The sequence below is a fragment of the Aquabacterium sp. genome (assembly GCF_041909175.1).
Lineage (GTDB): Bacteria > Pseudomonadota > Gammaproteobacteria > Burkholderiales > Burkholderiaceae_C > Aquabacterium.
Genome location: NZ_JAYRDZ010000004.1, coordinates 214,383 through 234,305 on the forward strand (window position 1 = coordinate 214,383; position 19,923 = coordinate 234,305).

16 protein-coding genes are annotated in these 19,923 nt (G+C 60.7%); 8 read left to right on the forward strand and 8 right to left on the reverse strand.

Annotated features, from left to right (window positions below; translation table 11 throughout):
- Positions 1-13 precede the first annotated feature (13 nt).
- Both thrS and aceA read right to left on the reverse strand, forming a co-directional pair.
- A complete protein-coding gene (gene thrS / locus ACE3PH_RS07900; RefSeq protein WP_374317613.1) occupies positions 14-1,933 on the reverse strand; it encodes a threonine--tRNA ligase in 1,920 nt (639 codons plus the stop codon).
- A gap of 315 nt (positions 1,934-2,248) precedes the next feature.
- Positions 2,249-3,565 carry an isocitrate lyase gene (gene aceA / locus ACE3PH_RS07905; protein WP_374317615.1) on the reverse strand — a complete coding sequence of 439 codons (1,317 nt, stop codon included), beginning with the start codon at positions 3,563-3,565 and terminating at the stop codon, positions 2,249-2,251.
- Positions 3,566-3,772: 207 nt separating this feature from the next.
- On the opposite strand from aceA, the gene ACE3PH_RS07910 reads away from it, so the two are divergent.
- Complete coding sequence (locus ACE3PH_RS07910; RefSeq protein ID WP_374317617.1) at positions 3,773-5,083, forward strand: aspartate aminotransferase family protein; 1,311 nt, start codon at positions 3,773-3,775, stop codon at positions 5,081-5,083.
- Positions 5,084-5,182: 99 nt separating this feature from the next.
- On the opposite strand, the gene ppa is transcribed toward ACE3PH_RS07910, so the two are convergent.
- Positions 5,183-5,716: an inorganic diphosphatase gene (gene ppa / locus ACE3PH_RS07915; protein ID WP_374317619.1), complete on the reverse strand. Its 534-nt coding sequence runs from the start codon at positions 5,714-5,716 to the stop codon at positions 5,183-5,185.
- A 229-nt stretch (positions 5,717-5,945) separates the two neighbouring features.
- Here ppa and phaP point away from each other — a divergent pair, with 229 nt between their 5' ends.
- From phaP to ACE3PH_RS07930, 3 genes are all read left to right on the forward strand, one after another.
- Positions 5,946-6,500 (forward strand): TIGR01841 family phasin, encoded by a 555-nt coding sequence (phaP, locus tag ACE3PH_RS07920; RefSeq protein WP_374317621.1) that lies wholly within the window; start codon positions 5,946-5,948, stop codon positions 6,498-6,500.
- 190 nt (positions 6,501-6,690) lie between these two features.
- Complete coding sequence (gene aat, locus ACE3PH_RS07925; RefSeq protein ID WP_374317623.1) at positions 6,691-7,428, forward strand: leucyl/phenylalanyl-tRNA--protein transferase; 738 nt, start codon at positions 6,691-6,693, stop codon at positions 7,426-7,428.
- Positions 7,425-8,168, forward strand: a complete 744-nt coding sequence (locus tag ACE3PH_RS07930) for an arginyltransferase (RefSeq protein WP_374317625.1) — start codon at positions 7,425-7,427, stop codon at positions 8,166-8,168. Before aat ends, ACE3PH_RS07930 begins: the two co-directional genes overlap by 4 nt.
- 36 nt (positions 8,169-8,204) lie before the next feature.
- Here the strand turns inward: ACE3PH_RS07930 and ACE3PH_RS07935 are convergent, their stop codons facing one another.
- The gene (locus tag ACE3PH_RS07935; RefSeq protein WP_374317627.1) at positions 8,205-8,939 is read right to left on the reverse strand and encodes an SIMPL domain-containing protein; all 735 of its coding nucleotides are present in this window, start codon (positions 8,937-8,939) and stop codon (positions 8,205-8,207) included.
- 221 nt (positions 8,940-9,160) lie between these two features.
- Between ACE3PH_RS07935 and ompR the strand changes: the two genes are divergently transcribed.
- Positions 9,161-9,898, forward strand: coding sequence for a two-component system response regulator OmpR (gene ompR, locus ACE3PH_RS07940; protein WP_374317629.1), 738 nt, complete (start codon positions 9,161-9,163; stop codon positions 9,896-9,898).
- A gap of 12 nt (positions 9,899-9,910) precedes the next feature.
- Positions 9,911-11,239, forward strand: coding sequence for an ATP-binding protein (locus ACE3PH_RS07945; RefSeq protein ID WP_374317631.1), 1,329 nt, complete (start codon positions 9,911-9,913; stop codon positions 11,237-11,239).
- Here the strand turns inward: ACE3PH_RS07945 and ispF are convergent.
- A complete protein-coding gene (ispF, locus tag ACE3PH_RS07950; protein ID WP_374317633.1) occupies positions 11,217-11,708 on the reverse strand; it encodes a 2-C-methyl-D-erythritol 2,4-cyclodiphosphate synthase in 492 nt (163 codons plus the stop codon). The genes ACE3PH_RS07945 and ispF overlap by 23 nt on opposite strands.
- 264 nt (positions 11,709-11,972) lie before the next feature.
- Between ispF and ACE3PH_RS07955 the strand changes: the two genes are divergently transcribed.
- Positions 11,973-13,175 carry an ammonium transporter gene (locus tag ACE3PH_RS07955; RefSeq protein ID WP_374317635.1) on the forward strand — a complete coding sequence of 401 codons (1,203 nt, stop codon included), beginning with the start codon at positions 11,973-11,975 and terminating at the stop codon, positions 13,173-13,175.
- 5 nt (positions 13,176-13,180) lie between these two features.
- Here ACE3PH_RS07955 and ispD read toward each other — a convergent pair whose 3' ends face one another.
- A complete protein-coding gene (gene ispD, locus ACE3PH_RS07960; RefSeq protein WP_374317637.1) occupies positions 13,181-13,951 on the reverse strand; it encodes a 2-C-methyl-D-erythritol 4-phosphate cytidylyltransferase in 771 nt (256 codons plus the stop codon).
- A 90-nt stretch (positions 13,952-14,041) separates the two neighbouring features.
- On the opposite strand from ispD, the gene mfd reads away from it, so the two are divergent.
- Entirely contained in the window at positions 14,042-17,518 is a 3,477-nt protein-coding gene (gene mfd, locus ACE3PH_RS07965; protein ID WP_374317639.1) for a transcription-repair coupling factor, read from the forward strand.
- 6 nt (positions 17,519-17,524) lie between these two features.
- Here mfd and ACE3PH_RS07970 read toward each other — a convergent pair whose 3' ends face one another.
- A complete protein-coding gene (locus ACE3PH_RS07970) occupies positions 17,525-19,204 on the reverse strand; it encodes an NAD(P)/FAD-dependent oxidoreductase (protein ID WP_374317641.1) in 1,680 nt (559 codons plus the stop codon).
- Between the two features lie 14 nt (positions 19,205-19,218).
- Positions 19,219-19,854, reverse strand: a complete 636-nt coding sequence (locus ACE3PH_RS07975) for a TfoX/Sxy family DNA transformation protein (protein WP_374317643.1) — start codon at positions 19,852-19,854, stop codon at positions 19,219-19,221.
- Between the last annotated feature and the right edge of the window lie 69 nt (positions 19,855-19,923).

Genomic DNA, 19,923 nt, shown 5'->3' on the forward strand with positions numbered 1-19,923 from the left:
GCATGCTTCCGCCTCAGGCCTTGCTGGCGATGTCTTGAGCGATCTTCTGGGAGAAGTCATCGAGTGACATCACACCGAGGTTCTGATTGCCTCGGGCGCGCACGGCGACGGTGCCATCGGCCTTCTCCTTGTCACCGACAACGATGAAGTAAGGCACCTTCTGCAACGAATGCTCGCGAATTTTATACGTGATTTTCTCGTTGCGCAAATCCAACTGGACCCTAAGTCCTTGTTTTTGCAGCGCTTTGGCAATGGATTCTGCGTAATCCGCCTGTGCATCGGTGATATTGAGCACCACAGCCTGCACTGGAGCCAGCCAAACAGGCAGCGAACCGGCGTGCTGCTCGATCAAAATCCCGATGAAACGCTCGAGCGAACCCAGGATGGCGCGGTGCAGCATGACCGGGAACTTGCGCTCGCTTGTGTCCGACACATACTCGGCCCCCAGGCGCTGAGGCATGGAGAAATCGACCTGAATGGTGCCGCACTGCCAGTGACGACCCAGCGCATCCTTCAGCGTGTACTCGATCTTCGGGCCGTAAAACGCCCCATCACCCGGGGCGATGGTGAACTCGCTGCCAGTCGCACGCAGCGATTCCATCAGCGCGTTTTCGGCCTTGTCCCAGACCTCATCGGAGCCAATGCGCTTCTCAGGACGCGTGGCCACCTTGTAGATGATGTCCGTGAAACCAAAGTCCTTGTAGACCTTCTGCAACAGCGCGGTGAAGTCCACACACTCCTGCAGGATCTGGTCTTCCGTACAGAAGATGTGGCCATCATCTTGCGTGAAGCCGCGCACACGCATGATGCCGTGCAGACCACCCGACGGCTCGTTGCGGTGGCATTGACCAAATTCGCCATAGCGGATCGGCAGGTCACGGTAGCTCTTGATGCCTTGATTGAAGATCAGGATGTGACCGGGACAATTCATCGGCTTGAGCGCGTAGTCACGCTTTTCCGATTCGGTCGTGAACATGTTTTCACGGTACTTGTCCCAGTGCCCGGTCTTCTCCCACAGGGTCTTGTCGATGATCTGCGGCCCCTTCACTTCCTGGTAGCCGTTGTCGCGATAGACCTGACGCATGTACTGCTCGACAGCCTGCCAGACTGACCAACCCTTGGGGTGCCAGAAGACGACACCAGGCGCATGGTCATCGATGTGGAACAGATCCAGCTCCTTGCCCAGCTTGCGGTGGTCGCGCTTTTCAGCCTCCTCCAGGCGGGTCAGATACTGTTGCAGATCGTCCTTGGTGGTCCACGCCGTACCGTAGATGCGCTGCAGCTGTTCATTGCGGTGATCGCCACGCCAGTAGGCGCCCGCCACTTTCATCAGCTTGAAGTGCTTGAGCTTGCCGGTGCTGGGCACGTGGGGGCCCCGGCACAGGTCCGTGAAGGCCCCTTCGGAATACAGCGACACATCCTGATCAGCAGGAATGCTTTCGATGATTTCGGCCTTGTAGTTTTCACCCAGCCCCTTGAAGTACGCCACAGCCTCGTCACGCGGCAACACCTTGCGCTCGACCTTCTCGTCTTTCTTGGCGAGTTCGGCCATCTTCTTTTCAATGGCCTCCAGGTCTTCTGGCGTGAACGGGCGTTTGTACGAGAAGTCGTAATAGAAACCGTCTTCGATTGTCGGGCCGATGGTCACCTGCGCATCAGGGAACAGTTCCTTGACCGCGTAGGCCAGCAAGTGCGCCGTAGAGTGGCGAATGACATCCAGGCCATCAGCGTCCTTCTCGGTGACGATGGCCAGCGCCGAGTCTGCCTCGATGCGGTAGCTCGTATCCACAAGACGAGCGGCATCGCCGCGCCCTACCCTGCCAGCCAGGGCAGCCTTGGCCAGACCGGCGCCGATCGATGCAGCGACTTCACCGACCGTGACCGGGCCCGGGAATTCGCGTTTGGAGCCATCAGGCAATTGAATCGAAATCATGGTTTCCTCAGAATGGAGCAGGCAACAAAAAAGCGCGGAGGTCGCCGCGCTTTTTGTAGGTGCAAGAAACGCAAAAGCAGCGGCCAGCCGACTAGACCTCAGTCGAGGTAAAGGGGGTGGTCGAAGTTCGCGGTGTCATAACCGTATGTTGCCTTTCTACGCTTCTTACAGTCGATATCCATACGTGTCGCACCAAGCCTGGCGCGAAGAACGCTATTGTAGCCGCCCAGAAAAAAACCCGACACCTTTCGATGCCGGGTTTTTGCATTCCGAATCGGAAACCGAAGCCCACCGCAGCGGGCTTCAGACAGCCGATCAGTGGAATTGTTCTTCTTCGGTCGAGCCGGTCAGGGCCTTCACGGAAGACGAACCGCCTTGGATCACGGTGGTCACGTCGTCGAAGTAGCCAGCGCCCACTTCTTGTTGGTGCGACACGAAGGTGTAACCCTTTTCGCGAGCTGCGAATTCGGGCTCTTGCACCATTTCGGTGTAGTGCTTCATGCCTTCGCCGCGAGCGTAAGCGTGGGCGAACTGGAACGTGTTGTACCAGTTGATGTGGATACCAGCCAGCGTGATGAACTGGTACTTGTAGCCCAGAGCCGACAGGTCGTCCTGGAACTTGGCGATTTGCTTGTCGTCCAGGTTCTTCTTCCAGTTGAAGGAAGGCGAGCAGTTGTACGACAGCAGCTTGCCAGGGCAAGCAGCGTGCACGGCTTGAGCGAATTCACGAGCGAAGCCAATGTCAGGCACGCCGGTTTCGCACCACACCAGGTCAGCGTAAGGAGCGTAAGCAACGCCACGGCTGATGGATTGCTCCAGGCCGTTCTTCACGCGGTAGAAGCCTTCTTGGGTACGCTCGCCGGTCAGGAAAGGCTTGTCGTTTTCGTCGTAGTCGGAAGTCAGCAGGTTGGCAGCTTCAGCATCGGTACGAGCCAGAACGATGGTGGGCACGCCCATCACGTCAGCAGCGAAACGAGCAGCGATCAGCTTCTCGATGGCTTCACGGGTAGGAACCAGCACCTTGCCGCCCATGTGGCCGCACTTCTTCACAGCAGCCAGCTGGTCTTCGAAGTGAACGCCAGCTGCACCAGCGGCGATCATGTTCTTCATCAGTTCGAAAGCGTTCAGAACGCCACCGAAACCGGCTTCAGCGTCAGCCACGATCGGCAGGAAGTAGTCAACGAAGCCTTCGTCGCCAGGGTTCACGCCACGCGACCATTGGATTTCGTCAGCGCGCTTGAACGTGTTGTTGATACGACGAACCATCGTGGGGACGGAGTCGTAAGCGTACAGCGACTGGTCGGGGTACATGGTTTCGGAGGTGTTGCCGTCAGCAGCAACTTGCCAGCCCGACAGGTACACAGCTTCCAGGCCAGCCTTGGCCTGTTGCATGGCTTGACCAGCGGTGATGGCGCCGAAAGCGTTCACGTAACCCTTCTTGGCACCGCCGTTGACCTTTTCCCACAGCTTTTCAGCGCCGTTCTTGGCCAGGGTGTACTCAGGCTGCAGGCTGCCGCGCAGGCGCACAACGTCAGCAGCGGAGTAGCCGCGCTTGACAAGCTTCCAGCGGGGGTTTTCGGCCCAGTCTTTTTCCAGGGCAGCGATTTGCTGTTCACGGGTGAGTTTCGTCATGACGATCTCCGAGGGGTTGGTGGGAGGTACTAGAAAACCCGAATCTTACATGATCCAGGAAAAAATACAAGGACTTATATCTTATATAAGACACATCTTTCACAGACCACCGGACAGCCTGCCAGACGCCCCTGACAACCCTGTGAAGAAGGGTCATGAAGCCGTTGTAAGCTGCCAACGAACCACCTTAAAACAGAAGGAGCAGCAATGAGTACAGGCATGGATGCTTTCTGGATGCCATTCACAGCCAACCGGGACTTCAAACAGGCTCCCCGCATGCTGTCGAAGGCAAAGGACATGCATTACTGGACACCGGAAGGCCGCCAGATCCTCGACGGCACGGCAGGGCTCTGGTGTGTCAACGCAGGCCACGCCCGCCCCCGCATTGTTGAAGCCATTGCACGGCAAGCCGGCGAGATGGACTTTGCCCCGCCATTCCAGATGGGGCACCCGCTTGCATTCGAGTTGGCCGAGCGCCTGATTCAACTGACGCCGCCGGGACTGAACCGCGTGTTTTTCACCAATTCGGGGTCCGAGTCCGTCGACACAGCCCTGAAGATTGCCCTGGCCTATCACCGCGTGCGTGGCGAAGCGCAACGGACCCGGCTGATCGGGCGGGAGCGCGGCTACCACGGCGTCAATTTCGGCGGCACGGCACTGGGCGGCATGGGTCCCAATCGCAAACTGTTTGGCTCGCAACTGAGTGGCGTGGACCACCTGCGCCACACCCACGACCCGGCTCGCAATGCCTTCACGAAAGGGCAGCCAGCACATGGAGCCGAACTGGCAGACGACCTGGAGCGCCTGGTCGCCCTGCACGACGCGTCAACGATTGCCGCCGTGATCGTCGAACCCATGGCCGGCTCCACCGGTGTGCTGCTGCCTCCGCAGGGCTATCTGCAGCGGTTGCGTGACATCTGCGACAAGCACGGCATCCTGCTGATCTTTGATGAGGTCATCACCGGCTTTGGCCGCGTGGGCGCGCCCTTTGCAGCGCAACGCTTCGGGGTGACGCCGGACATCATCACCGCAGCCAAGGGCGTGACCAATGGCTGCATCCCCATGGGGGTGGTGTTTGTGAAACAAGACATTCACGATGCCTTCATGCAAGGGCCCACCGCAGCAATCGAGCTGCCTCATGGCTACACCTACTCTGCGCACCCGATGGCCTGTGCCGCGGCGCTGGCCACCCTGGACACCTACGCCGAGGAATCCTTGCTGACACGTGGCGCAGACATGGAGGCCACGTTTGCCAATGCTTTCCATGGGCTGAAAGGCCTGCCGCACGTCGTGGACATCCGCAACATCGGCATGGTCGCGGGCATCGAGTTCGCCCCACGCCCGGGTGCAGCGCCGGGGCGCCGCGCCTTTGAGGTATTTCTCGGGTGTTGGGAAGAAGGTGTGCTTGTACGGGCCGCCGGTGACAACATCGCCATATCGCCTCCCCTGATCATCAATGAAGCGCAGATCGACCAGATTGCGTCGACCTTGACCAAGGTGATCAAGCGCATCGACTGAATTCAGCTGCACTGAAAACAAAAAAGCCGCGCGGCCATCGCCTGCGCGGCTTTCGGATCCCGTGGTCAGCACTGCCATCAGAGCTGGCCTGGACCTGGCTTACTTGTGGTTGGCAAAAGCAGCCATGCCGGTGGTCACTTCAGCCTTGGCGGCATCGATGCCTTCCCAGCCAACAACCTTCACCCACTTGCCGGGCTCCAGATCCTTGTAATGCTCGAAGAAGTGCTTGATCTGCTGAACCAGCAGCTCGGGCAGGTCTTCCAGCTTCTGGATCGACTTGTACATCGCGCAGATTTTCTCGGTCGGCACAGCCACCAGCTTGGAGTCGCCACCGGCCTCGTCTTCCATCTTCAGGATGCCCAGAGGGCGGCAAGGAATCACCACGCCGGGTTGCAGCGGGAATGGAGTCACAACCAGCACATCGACCGGGTCGCCATCGGCAGCGATGGTTTGCGGAACGTAGCCGTAGTTGCAGGGGTAGTGCATCGACGTACCCATGAAACGGTCAACGAACACCGCGCCGGTCTCATGGTCGATTTCGTACTTGATCGGATCCGCATTAGCAGGAATCTCGATGATGACATTGAAGGCATCGGGCGCCTTGGCGCCAGGGGTGACTTGCAGCAGGCTCATGACTGTGATCAGGCTTGTTGGAATTCAGGACGCGCAAGTGTAGGCCATGCCGATCACTTCCGGCGTAAAACGTGCCGCAAAGATGTTCATGAATTTTTTGTTGCAGCGCACAAAAAACACTTGCATTCGTTCAACAGATGCCTATACTTGCATCCATGTTGCAGCGCAACAAAGCAGTTTGAGCCCCTCGCGCAGCGACCAACCTCATCACTCGATACGGAGAACTGACATGCTGACCGCTGAACAAATCCTGGCAAACCAAAAGGCCAACCTGACCACCCTGTTCGATCTGAGCCAAAAGGCCTTCGAAGGCGTGGAGAAGCTGGTTGAACTGAACCTGCAAGTTGCCAAGACCACCCTGGACGAAGTGTCCGAGCACGCCAAGGCCGCCCTGACCGCCAAGGATGCCCAAGAACTGCTGGCCCTGAACACCAGCCTGCTGCAACCCGCCGCCGAAAAGGCCGCTGCCTATGGCCGTCACCTGTACGACATCGCTTCGGCCACCAGCGCTGAAGTGAGCAAGGTGGCAGAAAGCCAAATGGCTGACGCCCAGAAGAAGGTTCTGGCTGCCGTGGACAACGCTGTCAAGAACGCCCCCGCCGGCACTGAAAACGCTGTGGTGCTGGTGAAGTCGGCCGTCGCCGCTGCCAACAACGCCTTTGACAGCGTGCAAAAAGCTGCCAAGCAAGCTGCTGACGTTGCCGAAGCCAACATCCAGGCCATCACCAACACTGCTGTCAAGGCCAGCCAGACTGCCGCCAAGACTGCTCGCAAGTCGGCCTGATGGCCCTTCTGACGCAAAAGTTTGAACTTTCTGCGTCAGACCGAATCACAGAGATGCCGCCCTGGACAAGCGGCACTCCTGAAAGGTTGTCTCCTCGGTACCTCCTGAACCTGTTCAAGGTACCCTTGAGCCCGATGGTTCGCCATCGGGCTTTTTTTCGTCCGCGCTCTTTCGCTATGCTTGCGGGACCATGATTGCCTGGCTTGACGCGCACACACCCTTCCCCCCGACGCAACAGGCCTGGGGTTCAGATACCGACGCCCCCGGTCTGTTGGCTGCCGGCGCCGACCTGAGTACGTCACGGCTGCGTCAGGCCTACAGCCAAGGCATCTTCCCCTGGTTCAGCGAAGGCCAGCCCATACTCTGGTGGACCCCTGAGCCCCGCATGGTGCTGCCAGTAGATGAGTTCCACCTCAGTCACTCGCTGCGCAAAACCATCGGCCGGTTCAGACGGACACCGGGCTGCGAAATCAGGGTCGACAGCGCGTTCGCGCAGGTCATCGAAGCCTGCTCCAGCACACCACGCGCAGGCCAGGCTGGCACATGGATCGTGCCTGCCATGCAAAAGGCTTATCGTCTGTGGCACCAGCATGGCGCGGTCCATTCGTTCGAAACCTGGATGGATGGTGAACTGGTCGGTGGCCTGTATGGCGTCAACATCGGCCGGATGTTCTTTGGTGAATCCATGTTTGCGTGGCGTACCGATGCATCCAAGATAGCGCTGGCAGCCCTCGTGTGCTTTTGCCGAGCCAATCACATCAGCGTCATTGACTGCCAGCAACGAACCGCACACCTGACGTCCATGGGAGGGCACACCTGGCCTAGAAGCCGGTTTGAAGCCCACCTGAAACAGGTGGTCGAGCTCGATGAGCCGACTGACTGGACCTATCATGACGATCTCTGGTCATTTCTGACAGCCGCCCCGTGACCCACCTGAAGGACCTTCCTCTCGCCTCGCTGCAGTTCTACGCTACAGCACCTTATCCCTGCAGTTACCTGGACGGCAGGATGGCGCGTTCACAGGTCGCCACACCCAACCACCTCATCAATGCGGATGTGTATTCAGGGCTGGTTTCGGCTGGCTTCCGACGCAGCGGGCTGTTCACCTACCGCCCCTATTGCGACGGCTGCCGCGCATGCACACCACTTCGCATACCAGTTGAACGGTTTGTGGCCAATCGCAGCCAGAAGCGCGCCGTCAGGCAACATGAGGGGCTGGAGGCCCGAGTACTGAGGCTGTGCTTCTCCCCCGAGCATTACCAGCTGTATCTGCGTTACCAGGCGGGCCGACACAAGGGTGGCGGCATGGACCACGACTCGATTGACCAGTACACCCAGTTTCTGCTGCAAAGTCGCGCCAACTCCCGCCTGGTCGAATTCCGGCTACCCCCGGAACCCGGCCAGGATGAAGGGCCGCTCAAGATGGTGTCCATTCTGGACATCCTCAACGACGGACTGTCTGCCGTCTACACCTTCTATGAGCCGGAACCTCATACCAGTTATGGCACCTACGGTGTGCTCTGGCAAATCAGGCAGGCGCGCGAGTTGGGCCTGCCCTATGTGTACCTGGGCTACTGGATCGCAGAGAGCCAGAAAATGGCCTACAAAGCCCAATTCCATCCGCACGAACTGTTGAAAGGCGGGGTCTGGCAGGACAGCCTCACCTGACACCCCCGACCCCGACACGCGACGCGCCCAGATGACTCAGGGCTTGAGTACGATTTGACCAGACACCGTGACACTCATGGAACCTTTGCCTGGTTCGACCGGTAGTGGGGCATCTGCCATGTCGACCGACTTGGCTCTGACAGCCATCATGACGGGGCGAGCCTCCATGCCGGCCTCACCGGACTGGATGGCCACCTCACCCAGCGCATAACTCTTGAAACCGAACTCGCGCGACAACTGCGCAGCACGCTCGCGGAATTGCGCAATGGCCTGCGACGTCAGCGCAGACTCGTTTCGTTCGCGCAGGCCACGAGACAAGCCGTAACCAACGTTCACGACATTCAACTGGGTCAAACGGCCCGCAGTCTGGGCGATGCGTGTGGTGTCCGTACCTTGCAAAACGAGCTGCGCACTACCCTGCCAACCCACGATGCGACCGGAACTGCCATAGCGCGGATAGACATGGAACGTGCCCGTTCGCACCTCCAGCCCGCCATCGGCCACTGCTGCGCCACGAGCCTCCTTCAGCGCCCCGTCCAATACCTGCTTGAGCGCGGTCTGCACATCCGCTGCCTGCGTGCCCTCACGCGTGACCTGCAAGGTGACGGTCATCAAATCCTGCGTGAATTCCTGCGTGGCTGTCGACTGGAAGGTCAGCACGTTTTGCCGGGCTTCCTCCGCATGGGCAGCAGTGGCACCCACCAGGGCAAGGGCGGATACCAAGGCACAGACCCAGGACCTGACTGGCCACACCGAAGAAATCGTATTCATGGATGCTCCTTCTCGAACCCCGTTTTCAAAACGCGGCCTGGGTGCAAAACGCACCAGGCACGACACGCGCTGACCGAGCATGCACGAGAAACCCTGATAACCATGCTTGACCGCGTACGCTGAAGGAAGCAATATTTGTAACAAGCAGTCAAGGGGGGTGAATTCGGCCCGTCAAACTGCGCACAATCCCCCTCTGTTACAAAATCACGAGGACAGCAGACATGAACGCGAATGCCACTACCCAGCGCCCGGATCGCATTCTGGTTGTGGACGATGATGCGCGCATCCGGGACCTGCTCCGCCGCTATCTAAGCCAGGAAGGCTTTGAGGTGCTGCTGGCTGAAGACGCCAAGGCACTTAACCGCCTGCTGACGCGCGAGACAGTAGACCTGATCGTGCTCGACCTGATGCTGCCGGGCGAAGACGGCCTGTCCATCTGCCGCCGCCTGCGCGCCGCCAATGACCTGACCCCCATCATCATGCTCACCGCCAAGGTCGAGGATGTTGACCGCATCGTGGGCCTGGAAGTCGGCGCCGATGACTACATGCCCAAGCCGTTCAATCCTCGTGAACTGCTGGCCCGCATCCACGCTGTGCTGCGTCGTCGCCCTGCACCAGAAGCGCCTGGCGCCCCCTCGAAAGAGGCACAAACCGTGACCTTCGGTCCCTTCGAGTTTGATCTGGCGTTGCGACGCCTCAGCAAGGAGGGCGAGCCGATCGCACTGACCACAGGCGAGTTCTCGATGCTGAAAGCCCTGGTCCGGCATCCGCGTCAACCGCTGTCGCGGGACAAGCTGGCCCAACTGGCGCGCGGCAGAGAGTTTGAGCCCTTCGACCGCAGCCTGGACGTGCAGATCTCGCGTCTGCGCAAGATGATCGAGCCCGATCCTTCGCAGCCTCGGTACATCCAGACGGTCTGGGGCGTCGGCTACGTGTTCGTTCCGGACGGCGGGGCTTGATAGCGCAGCACCATGCCTAGGAGCCGCTTCGCCCTCAGTCTGTTCTGGCGCACCTTCATCCTCATGGGCCTGCTGTTGACGGCAGGGATCGTGGCGTGGGTGCAAACATTTCGTGCGCTGGAATTCGAGCCCCGCACCGTTCAGGCTGCCCAACAGATCGCCAGTCTGGTGAACCTGTCCAGGGCGGCCCTGCGGTATTCAGACAGCATCAACCGCGTGGCGGTGGTGAAGACCTTGTCGGAACAGGAGTCGATCACCCTCAAGCCCCGAGAGCCCTCGGATCAGTTCGAGCCTTTCGAGGTCAGCCGCTTCACTGAAGCCATTGGTCGCGAGCTGAAATCGCGTCTCGGCCCCGCCACCATCGTCGCCAGCAGTGTCAACAACGTGCCGGGTCTGTGGGTTGGCTTCCAGATCGAACGAGATAACTACTGGCTGCAAGCCGATGCATCACGGGTTGAGCCGATCACAGGCCGCACCTGGATGATCTGGGTGGGCATCGCCTTTTTTGCGACCATCTTTGGCTCGGCCGCGATTGCACGACTGATCAACCAGCCGCTCAAAGAATTGTCTTTTGCCGCCAGCCGCATACGGGAAGGTGAATACGACTCCGTGCTGGACGAAACCATGATCACCCGCGAGATTCGTGAGGTGAATCAAGGCTTCAACCGCATGGCCCAGCAACTGGCCAAGATCGAAGAGGACCGCGCCGTGATGCTGGCCGGCATCTCGCACGACCTGCGCACCCCACTGGCCCGGCTTCGGCTGGAGGCTGAAATGAGCGTTGTGGACGAAGAGGCCAAGCGCAATATTGCGGCTGACATCGACCAGCTTGATGCCATCATCGACAAGTTCATGGACTATGCACGTCCGGGCGAAGTCACCTTAGTGCCGGTCCATGTGTCCTCGGTGGTTGATCGCGCCATCAGCCAGTTCCGAGACACCAAACGCATCCGGATCACGGCCAAATTGCCCATCGACACCAAAGTCATGGCAGATGAGACCGAACTGGGACGGGTGCTGACCAACCTGTTTGAAAACGCACGGCGTTACGGGCGTAACACCTACACTGGGGTGGCCAACGTCGAGGTGGGTTATGCCCGCTCGGGTTCCTGGGTGGTGCTCAGCGTCCGCGACCACGGCCCAGGTGTCGCGCCCGAGAAGCTGATACAGCTGACGACCCCCTTCTTCCGCGGCGATGCCGCCCGTACAGCCGCAACGGGTGCCGGCCTGGGCCTTGCCATCGTCGAAAAAGCCCTCCAGCGCATGGGCGGAGAACTGGACCTGGCCAATGCACCCGGTGGCGGGCTGCTCGCCCAGATCAAACTGAAGCGGGCAAGCTGACGAGCAGGCACACGGCACGGGCCTCGATGGAGCGCCCCTCGCCGACCGGCCCCATTTTCTCGGCGGTCTTCGCCTTGACGTTCACCTGAGACACAGCCACACCAAGGACCTCGGCGATGCGCGCCTGCATGGCCGGGATATGGGGCGCCATCGTGGGTGCCTGCGCAGTGATCGTGCAATCGATGTTGCCTACCTGCCAGCCAGAGGCTGCCACCCTGCGCACGGCCTCTTTCAGCAATTCGGCCGAGTCGACCCCTTTGAACTGCGGGTCGGTATCGGGAAAGTGCCGACCGATATCGCCCAGCGCAGCCCCACCGAGCACGGCATCGGTGATGGCGTGCAGCAAGGCGTCTGCATCGGAATGCCCCAGCAACCCATGCGTGTGGGGAATCGTCACCCCACCCAACACAAGTGGACGCCCCGTGACCAGGGCGTGGGTGTCCCACCCCTCTCCAACTCGAATATTCATGTTGCACCTCTTTGCAGGGCTTGATTGTCGCAGCAGAAGGCAAGCATCACGACGCACCAACACCGCGCACACGCTCCGCATTGGTGCGCATAGGCAATATCAATCACCAATTGAATGCATCCCCAGCATTGTGCACCCCCCCATTGAGCGCCCCACAATGGCACACAAATTGCATTCATGTGGTGCGATTTCAACCAGTCGCTACACCATGGTGCGTTCTGGTTGCGGTTTTGTCATTCGATCTTTTTGAATTTGGGTATGCCGATGGAGACATTGAAGCAAGGTGCTGATGCACTGTTCATCCTGTTGGGCGCCGTGATGGTGCTGGCCATGCATGCAGGATTTGCCTTTCTTGAGCTTGGTACCGTGCGAGGCAAGAATCAGGTCAATGCGCTGGTAAAGATCCTGGTCGACTTCTGCGTATCGACCATCATGTACTTCTTCATCGGATACACCGTTGCGTACGGGATAGATTTCTTCAGCGGCGCCGATGTGCTTGCCCAGAAGAATGGCTATGAACTGGTGAAATTCTTTTTCTTGCTGACATTTGCCGCGGCCATCCCGGCCATCATCTCCGGCGGCATTGCGGAACGGGCCAAGTTCCATCCGCAGTTGCTGGCGACCGCTGTGATCGTGGGACTGCTGTACCCCCTGTGCGAAGGTTCCGTCTGGGCCAACAAGTTTGGCTTCGAAGACTGGCTTCAGTCGGTCACGGGCGGGCAGTTGCACGACTTCGCCGGCTCGGTGGTTGTGCACGCCTTTGGCGGCTGGATCGCACTGCCAGCCGTGCTGATCCTGGGTGCTCGCCGCAATCGCTACCGCAAGGACGGCGCCATGTCGGCACACCCACCGTCGAGCATCCCGTTTCTCGCGCTCGGTTCCTGGATCCTGGCTGTGGGCTGGTTCGGCTTCAACGTGATGAGTGCACAAACCATCGACAAGATCTCCGGTCTGGTTGCCGTCAACTCGCTGATGGCCCTGGTCGGCGGCACACTCGTCGCCACACTCATGGGCCGCAATGACCCTGGCTTCGTCTACAACGGCCCGCTGGCAGGTCTGGTTGCCGTATGCGCTGGGTCAGACATCATGCACCCCGCAGGTGCCCTGGTGGTCGGCGCCATTGCTGGCGCCATCTTCGTGACGATGTTCACCCTGACTCAAAACAAGTGGAAGATCGACGACGTGCTAGGCGTCTGGCCACTGCATGGTCTGTGCGGGGCATGGGGTGGCATTGCCGCAGGCATTTTTGGTCAGACAGCACTAGGCGGCGCGGGTGGCGTGCACTTTGGCACCCAGTTGCTGGGAACGGTGCTGATCGTGGCCTTTGCCTTGATCAGCAGCGTGCTGGTCTATGGTGTGATCAACAAGCTGTTTGGCCTGCGCCTGTCCCAGGAGGAAGAGTTTGATGGGGCCGACCTGTCGATCCACCGCATCAAGGCCTCGCCTGACCAGGAAGTGTCCTGGTGATGCCGTCAAGCTGTGCCGCGTGACGCCAACAAGCGTTCGGCCAGCGCGAAATCACCCGGCCAGGTGACTTTGAAATTCTCATAGTCACCCACCACCAGCCGAGGCTGATGCCCCAGCATCTCGATGGCGCTGGCCTCATCGGTCACCGCCGCCGCGGTGGCCGGGTCACTCAGCGACAGCCTGAGTGCCGCACGCAACAAGCCAAGGCGGAACATCTGAGGTGTCTGCGCGGCCCATTTGCCCGCACGATCGATCGTTGCGCAGGCCCGCACTTCAGCTTGAGCGCCCGACACAGCCTCCTTGAGCGTGTCGGCCAGAGGCAGCGCCAACAAGCCCCCTACTTCGTCATCCTGACAGGCATCGATCAAGCGATCGATCCAGGCAGGCCGTATCAAGCAGCGTGCGGCGTCGTGGACCAAGACCCAATCATGCGCCTGAGCCCCTTGAGCCAGCAAGGTTTCAAGGCCATTGGCAACGCTGTCCGCTCTGGTCGCGCCCCCTACCCGGGCCACCCACGCCCGCTCGCCTGCGAACTCGGGCGCATGCGTCTCGAACAGATCATCCTGAGGAGACACCACCACCAGGGTAGCGGCCAGACGGGGCACTTGCTGCAATGCTGCCAGGGTGTGCGCCACGACAGCCCGCCCAGCTACTGGGTGATACTGCTTGGGGCCACCTACGCCGGCCCGCTCTCCCACCCCGGCACAAGGCACCAAGGCAAAACAGGCTGGCCGGTAGTCGTGTGATGAAAAATTCAGTGGGCTGACTTCTGACATGGGGATATTGTCCCCCACCTACAATGGCAACCAGTCCATTTCAACGCCCGGCACACCTCGTGTCCGGGCGCTTTGTCATTGCTGCGCGCCATGTTGCCATCCTTCCCGCTCCCGCCCGTCTCTGTCGGTAAACGCTTCCACGTGCCTCGCCCCATCGGCTCTGCCGATGCGCTGCTGCTGGCGCGGTTCACACAGGCGCGCAAGGCCGAGGGGCTGGTCACAGCCTTGATCTGTGCCGACCCGGGCGACGCACAGCGCCTCGTCGATGAAGTGGCCTTCTTTGCGCCGGAGTTGCGCTCGGCCATCTTCCCGGATTGGGAAACACTGCCCTACGACACGTTCTCGCCCCACCATGATCTGATCTCAGAGCGACTCGCCACCTTGTGGCGGGTGCAGCAAGGCGTCAAGGCTGACACGGGCGTCGATCTGGTGCTGATGCCTGCCACCACTGCGCTCACGCGGCTGGCGCCCCCTTCGTTCCTTGCTGCCTATACCTTTCATTTCAAGGCCAAGCAAAAGCTGGATGAGGCAGCACTCAAGAGTCAATTGACACTGGCTGGCTACGACCATGTCAGCCAGGTGATGTCGCCTGGCGAATATGCGGTACGAGGTGGCTTGATCGACATTTTCCCGATGGGCTCTCCGGTGCCTTATCGCGTCGACCTGTTCGACAACGAGATCGACTCGATTCGGACATTTGACCCCGACAGCCAGCGCAGCCTGTACCCCGTGCCAGAGGTGCGCCTGCTGCCTGGTCGTGAGTTCCCGATGGACGAAGAGTCGCGGGCCGCCTTCCGCAACCGCTGGAGAGAACGGATTGAGGGTGATCCGAGCAAAGCCCGCGCATACAAGGACATGGGCAACGGCGTCGCCGTAGGCGGCATCGAGTACTACCTGCCGCTGTTCTTTGATGAGACCGCCACCATCTTCGATCATCTGGGCCACACCGCTGTATTGATCCTGCACGGTGACATCGACGAAGCGCTCAGCCGGTTCTGGACTGAAACCCGTGAGCGCCATCGTTTCCTGCAGCATGACCCCGAGCGCCCCCTGCTGCCCCCGGAAGACCTTTACCTGAAGCCAGACGAGTTTTTCACGCGTGCCAACCGCCACGCACAGCTGGCTGTTCGCGGGTCGGATCCTGTGGACTGGGCTCGCCCGCTGCCGGACCTGGCGGCCGAGCGCGGCGCCCAAGAGCCCTTGCGCAAGTTGCAAAGCCACCTTCGCCAGGCCAGCCAGCGTGTGCTGGTGATCGCCGAAAGCAATGGCCGGCGAGAAAGTCTGCTGGAGTTGCTCCGCGACCATCAGATCAGCCTGCCTAGCATCGACGGTCTGGACGCCTTCGTGGCGAGCGACCACGCCATGGCCATGACGGTCGCGCCTTTTGCCGGCGGCTTCATCTGGCACGACCCAAGCGGACAAACCCCCGGTATCGAGTTCATCACCGAAACCGAACTGTTTGACGCTGCGCCCACAGTGCGTCGCCGCCGCAAGCAGGAACAGACCACGGATGTCGACTCCCTCATCAAGGATCTCTCCGAGCTGAACATCGGTGACCCGGTGGTCCATGCCAACCACGGGATTGGCCGCTATCACGGGCTCATCAACCTCGATCTGGGCGAAGGCCCGACAGAGTTTCTGCACCTGGAATATGCCGACAAGGCCACGTTGTATGTGCCCGTGTCGCAATTGCAGTTGATCAGCCGCTACACCGGTGTCAGCCCCGAAGAGGCCCCCCTGCACAAATTGGGATCAGGTCAGTGGGACAAAGCCAAACGCAAGGCAGCCGAGCAGGTGCGCGATACCGCGGCCGAATTGCTCAATCTCTACGCACGCCGAGCTGCTCGCGAAGGCTACGCCTTCCGTTACTCGCCCAACGACTACGAGGCGTTTGCAGCAAGTTTCGGCTTTGAAGAAACCCCCGACCAGCGCGCGGCGATCCATGCTGTGGTGCAGGACATGATCAGCCCCCGTCCCATGGACCGGCTGGTGTGCGGTGACGTGGGCTTCGGCAAGACCGAGGTGGCCCTGCGCGCGGCCTTTGTGGCTGTGACGGGTGGCAAGCAGGTGGCCCTGCTGGCACCAACCACGCTGTTGGCTGAGCAGCATTACCAGAACATTGCCGACCGCTTTTCGCAATGGCCTGTGAAGGTGGCCGAGATGTCGCGCTTCCGATCTGCCAAGGAAGTGAAAGCCGCCATGCAGGGCCTGGAAGACGGCACCATCGACATCGTCGTGGGCACCCACAAGCTGCTCAGCGAGTCGGTCAAATTCAAGCGGCTGGGGCTGTTGATCATCGACGAAGAGCACCGCTTCGGTGTCCGCCATAAAGAGGCCATCAAGGCCATGCGCGCCGACATCGATGTACTGACCCTCACCGCCACGCCCATACCTCGCACACTGGGCATGGCCATGGAGGGCTTGCGCGACCTCAGCGTGATCGCCACCGCACCGCAACGTCGACTGGCCATCAAGACCTTCGTGCGCAGCGAAAACAGCAGCGTGATCCGCGAAGCGGTCCTGCGTGAGCTCAAACGCGGTGGCCAGATCTACTTCCTGCACAACGAAGTCGAGACCATCGAAAACCGACGTGACAAGCTCGCCGAGTTGATTCCGGAGGCGCGCATTGCCATCGCCCATGGCCAGATGCCCGAGCGCGAACTGGAACGGGTGATGCGTGACTTCGTGGCCCAGCGCTACAACATCCTGCTGTGCTCCACCATCATCGAGACCGGCATTGACGTGCCAACCGCCAACACCATCATCATGAGCCGCGCCGACAAGTTCGGCCTGGCGCAGTTGCACCAGTTGCGCGGTCGTGTCGGGCGCTCTCACCACCAGGCCTACGCCTATCTGCTGGTGCCTGATGTCGAGGGGCTCACCAAACAGGCGGCCCAGCGGCTCGATGCCATCCAGAACATGGAAGAACTCGGCTCCGGCTTCTACCTGGCCATGCACGACCTGGAAATCCGAGGGGCGGGCGAAGTGCTGGGCGACAACCAGAGCGGCAACATGATGGAAGTCGGCTTCCAGCTCTACAACGAGATGCTGGCCGAAGCCGTGCGCTCATTGAAGGCCGGGAAAGAGCCAGACCTGCTGTCCCCGCTGGGCATGTTCGGCGGCGGCACCGACATCAATCTGCATGCACCTGCCCTGTTGCCAGACAGCTATTGCGGCGATGTGCATGTGCGCTTGAGCCTGTACAAGCGCATTGCCACCACCGACTCGCTCGACAAGATCGACGCCATGCTTGAGGAGATCGTCGACCGCTTCGGCAAGCTGCCACCTCAAGGTCAGGCCTTGTTCGACACCCATCGCCTGCGCGTCATGGCCGGTCCTTACGGCGTGCAGAAGATCGACGCCGCACCTGGGGTGATCAACGTCACCTTCCGCCCCAACCCGCCGATTGACCCCATGCGGATCATCGAACTGGTGCAAAAGAACCGGGCCATCAAGCTCGCCGGCAACGACAAGCTGCGCATTGAAAAGGCCCTCAGCGACCCGAAGGACCGCGCCCAGTATGTGCGTGACCTCTTGCGCTCCCTGGGGCAGCCGCTCAAAGCCTGAGCCTGATCAGCCCAGGTCCTTGATGCCTGGGGCTTTGACACCGAGGATGGCGGCGCCAACGGCTTCTGCCGCCTCGATGCCATCGACCCCGGCCGACATGATGCCGCCCGCATAACCGGCGCCCTCACCGGCCGGGTACAAGCCCTTGACGTTGAGGCTCTGGTAGTCCCGACCGCGGGTGATACGCAGCGGTGACGACGTACGGGTCTCCACCCCGGTCAGCACGGCATCGGCCATGCCAAACCCCTTGATCTGCTTGTCAAAGGCAGGGAAAGCCTCTTTCAGAGCCGCCAGAGCGTAATCAGGCAGACTTCCCAAGCCGGACTGAGCCAGATCGGTCAGCGTCACCCCAGGCTTGTATGAGGGCTGCACATTGCCAAGCACACGGCTGCGCTGGCCTTTGACAAAATCGCCCACCAACTGGGCCGGCGCCATGTAGTTGCCCTCACCCAACTCGAAAGCACGCGACTCCCAGATGCGCTGGAACTCGATGCCATCCAGCGGATTGACCGGGCCGTCATGCAGACCATCCTGCCGGTAATCCTGCGGGGTGATGCCCACCACGATGGCCGCATTGGCATTGCGCTCCGCACGCGAATACTGGCTCATGCCATTGGTCACCACCCGATTGGGCTCGGACGTGGCCGCCACCACCGTTCCCCCAGGGCACATGCAGAAGCTGTAGACCGAGCGGCCATTGCTGGCATGGTGCACCAGCTTGTAATCGGCCGCGCCCAGGATCTCGTTGCCGGCGTTGGGGCCGAAACGGGCCTTGTCGATGATGCTTTGCGGGTGCTCCACCCGGAAACCGACCGAGAACGGTTTGGGCTCCATGAACACGCCTCGGGCGTGCAGCATCTTGAAGGTGTCGCGCGCACTGTGGCCCAGTGCCAGCACCACGTGGTCGGCTTCGATGTGCTCGCCCGACTCCAGCACCACGCCGCGGATGTGGCCCTGGTCAATGACCACGTCCGTCACGTGCTGCTCGAAACGGATCTCGCCGCCCAATTGCTCAATATCCTCGCGGATCTTCTCGACCATGCTCACCAGCCGGAAGGTACCGATGTGGGGTTTACTGACGTACAGAATTTCTTCCGGCGCCCCTGCCTTGACGAACTCGGTGAGCACCTTGCGCGTCAGGTGTCGCGGATCGCTGATCTGGCTGTAGAGCTTGCCGTCAGAAAAAGTGCCTGCACCGCCCTCGCCAAACTGCACGTTCGACTCGGGGTTGAGGACACTTTGGCGCCAAAGGCCCCACGTGTCCTTGGTTCGTTCACGCACCTGCTTGCCTCGCTCCAGCACAATGGGTCGCAATCCCATCTGCGCCAGAATCAGCGCGGCAAAAATGCCGCAAGGCCCGAAGCCGATCACCACCGGGCGCTTATCCTGCTGGAAATCGGCAGGCGCATGTCCCGCAAACTTGTACGAGGTATCCGGCGTAGGACGGATGTGTGGATCTTTCTCCAGCCTGGCCAACACGCCTTGCTCGATGTCATCGCTGACGAATTCGCAGTCGATCGTGTAGATCAGCACGATGGCGCTCTTCTTGCGCGCGTCGTAAGAGCGCTTGAACACGACGAAGCTCTCGAGCTGCGCGTCCTTCACCCCCAGTCGGGTCACGATGGCCGGGCGCAGTGCGTCCTCGGCATGGTTGAGGGGGAGACGGAGTTCGGTGATTCGCAGCATAGGGGCGGATTATCTCAAACGAGATGCCGCTGGACATCCTCCAGGGCCATCAGCAAACTGGCTCGGTCCTGCTCGGCCACGTCCTTCCAGTTGCGCCCAGTCAAGGCGCCCTCCAGGGCCCACAGCAAATTCAGGCTGGTACGCGGATAGGCGGCCTTGACGCGGGCATAAGCCAGCACAGCCCCGGCACGGCGCAATGCCGTCTCACTGCCCAAGCCGACCTTGGTCAGCAGCGCCAGGCTTTGGGGGCCCAGATTGGGCAAGGCTGCCACATCATGCAAGGTCGCCGACCGTCTGGGCTTGCGGGCCTTGGCCTGCTGCTGCCTCAGTGCGCAGTCAAACCCGCGGCGCGCCCACAGCACCATGTGGCCGGGGTCGTCATAGGCCTCCGCCGGTGCAGCCCGGTACCTCAGCGAGCCCGGCCGGCCAGCCGACACGTAGGTAAACCGTGGCAGGTTCAGCGCCGCAAACAAGGGCTCCGATTCATCATCCACCTTGAAGTACAGCCGGTCTTCGATGATGAGCGCAAACATCAAGCCATCAAGGAAGAGCCCAAAGCCGCCGAACATGGCCTTCGACTGAACATCTGCGAACCCTGACATCAGCTCCACCGCATGGTTAGCCAGAGCTTGTTGACGCGCCTTCGACATGGATACCCTCCTGAACGGGGAATGCCCGCGAGCATAACGCGCCCCAGGCGTCAGGGGATAATGGTGCCC

Bases quoted from the DNA above. Each gene is read 5' to 3' on its own strand.
- ispD (WP_374317637.1), bottom strand. From the start codon at position 13,951: ATGTCAGAAGTCAGCCCACTGAATTTTTCATCACACGACTACCGGCCA.
- ACE3PH_RS07975 (WP_374317643.1), bottom strand. From the start codon at position 19,854: ATGTCGAAGGCGCGTCAACAAGCTCTGGCTAACCATGCGGTGGAGCTG.
- ompR (WP_374317629.1), top strand. From the start codon at position 9,161: ATGAACGCGAATGCCACTACCCAGCGCCCGGATCGCATTCTGGTTGTG.
- ispF (WP_374317633.1), bottom strand. From the start codon at position 11,708: ATGAATATTCGAGTTGGAGAGGGGTGGGACACCCACGCCCTGGTCACG.
- thrS (WP_374317613.1), bottom strand. From the start codon at position 1,933: ATGATTTCGATTCAATTGCCTGATGGCTCCAAACGCGAATTCCCGGGC.
- ppa (WP_374317619.1), bottom strand. From the start codon at position 5,716: ATGAGCCTGCTGCAAGTCACCCCTGGCGCCAAGGCGCCCGATGCCTTC.
- phaP (WP_374317621.1), top strand. From the start codon at position 5,946: ATGCTGACCGCTGAACAAATCCTGGCAAACCAAAAGGCCAACCTGACC.
- aat (WP_374317623.1), top strand. From the start codon at position 6,691: ATGATTGCCTGGCTTGACGCGCACACACCCTTCCCCCCGACGCAACAG.
- ACE3PH_RS07910 (WP_374317617.1), top strand. From the start codon at position 3,773: ATGAGTACAGGCATGGATGCTTTCTGGATGCCATTCACAGCCAACCGG.
- ACE3PH_RS07945 (WP_374317631.1), top strand. From the start codon at position 9,911: ATGCCTAGGAGCCGCTTCGCCCTCAGTCTGTTCTGGCGCACCTTCATC.
- mfd (WP_374317639.1), top strand. From the start codon at position 14,042: ATGTTGCCATCCTTCCCGCTCCCGCCCGTCTCTGTCGGTAAACGCTTC.
- ACE3PH_RS07955 (WP_374317635.1), top strand. From the start codon at position 11,973: ATGGAGACATTGAAGCAAGGTGCTGATGCACTGTTCATCCTGTTGGGC.
- aceA (WP_374317615.1), bottom strand. From the start codon at position 3,565: ATGACGAAACTCACCCGTGAACAGCAAATCGCTGCCCTGGAAAAAGAC.
- ACE3PH_RS07935 (WP_374317627.1), bottom strand. From the start codon at position 8,939: ATGAATACGATTTCTTCGGTGTGGCCAGTCAGGTCCTGGGTCTGTGCC.
- ACE3PH_RS07970 (WP_374317641.1), bottom strand. From the start codon at position 19,204: ATGCTGCGAATCACCGAACTCCGTCTCCCCCTCAACCATGCCGAGGAC.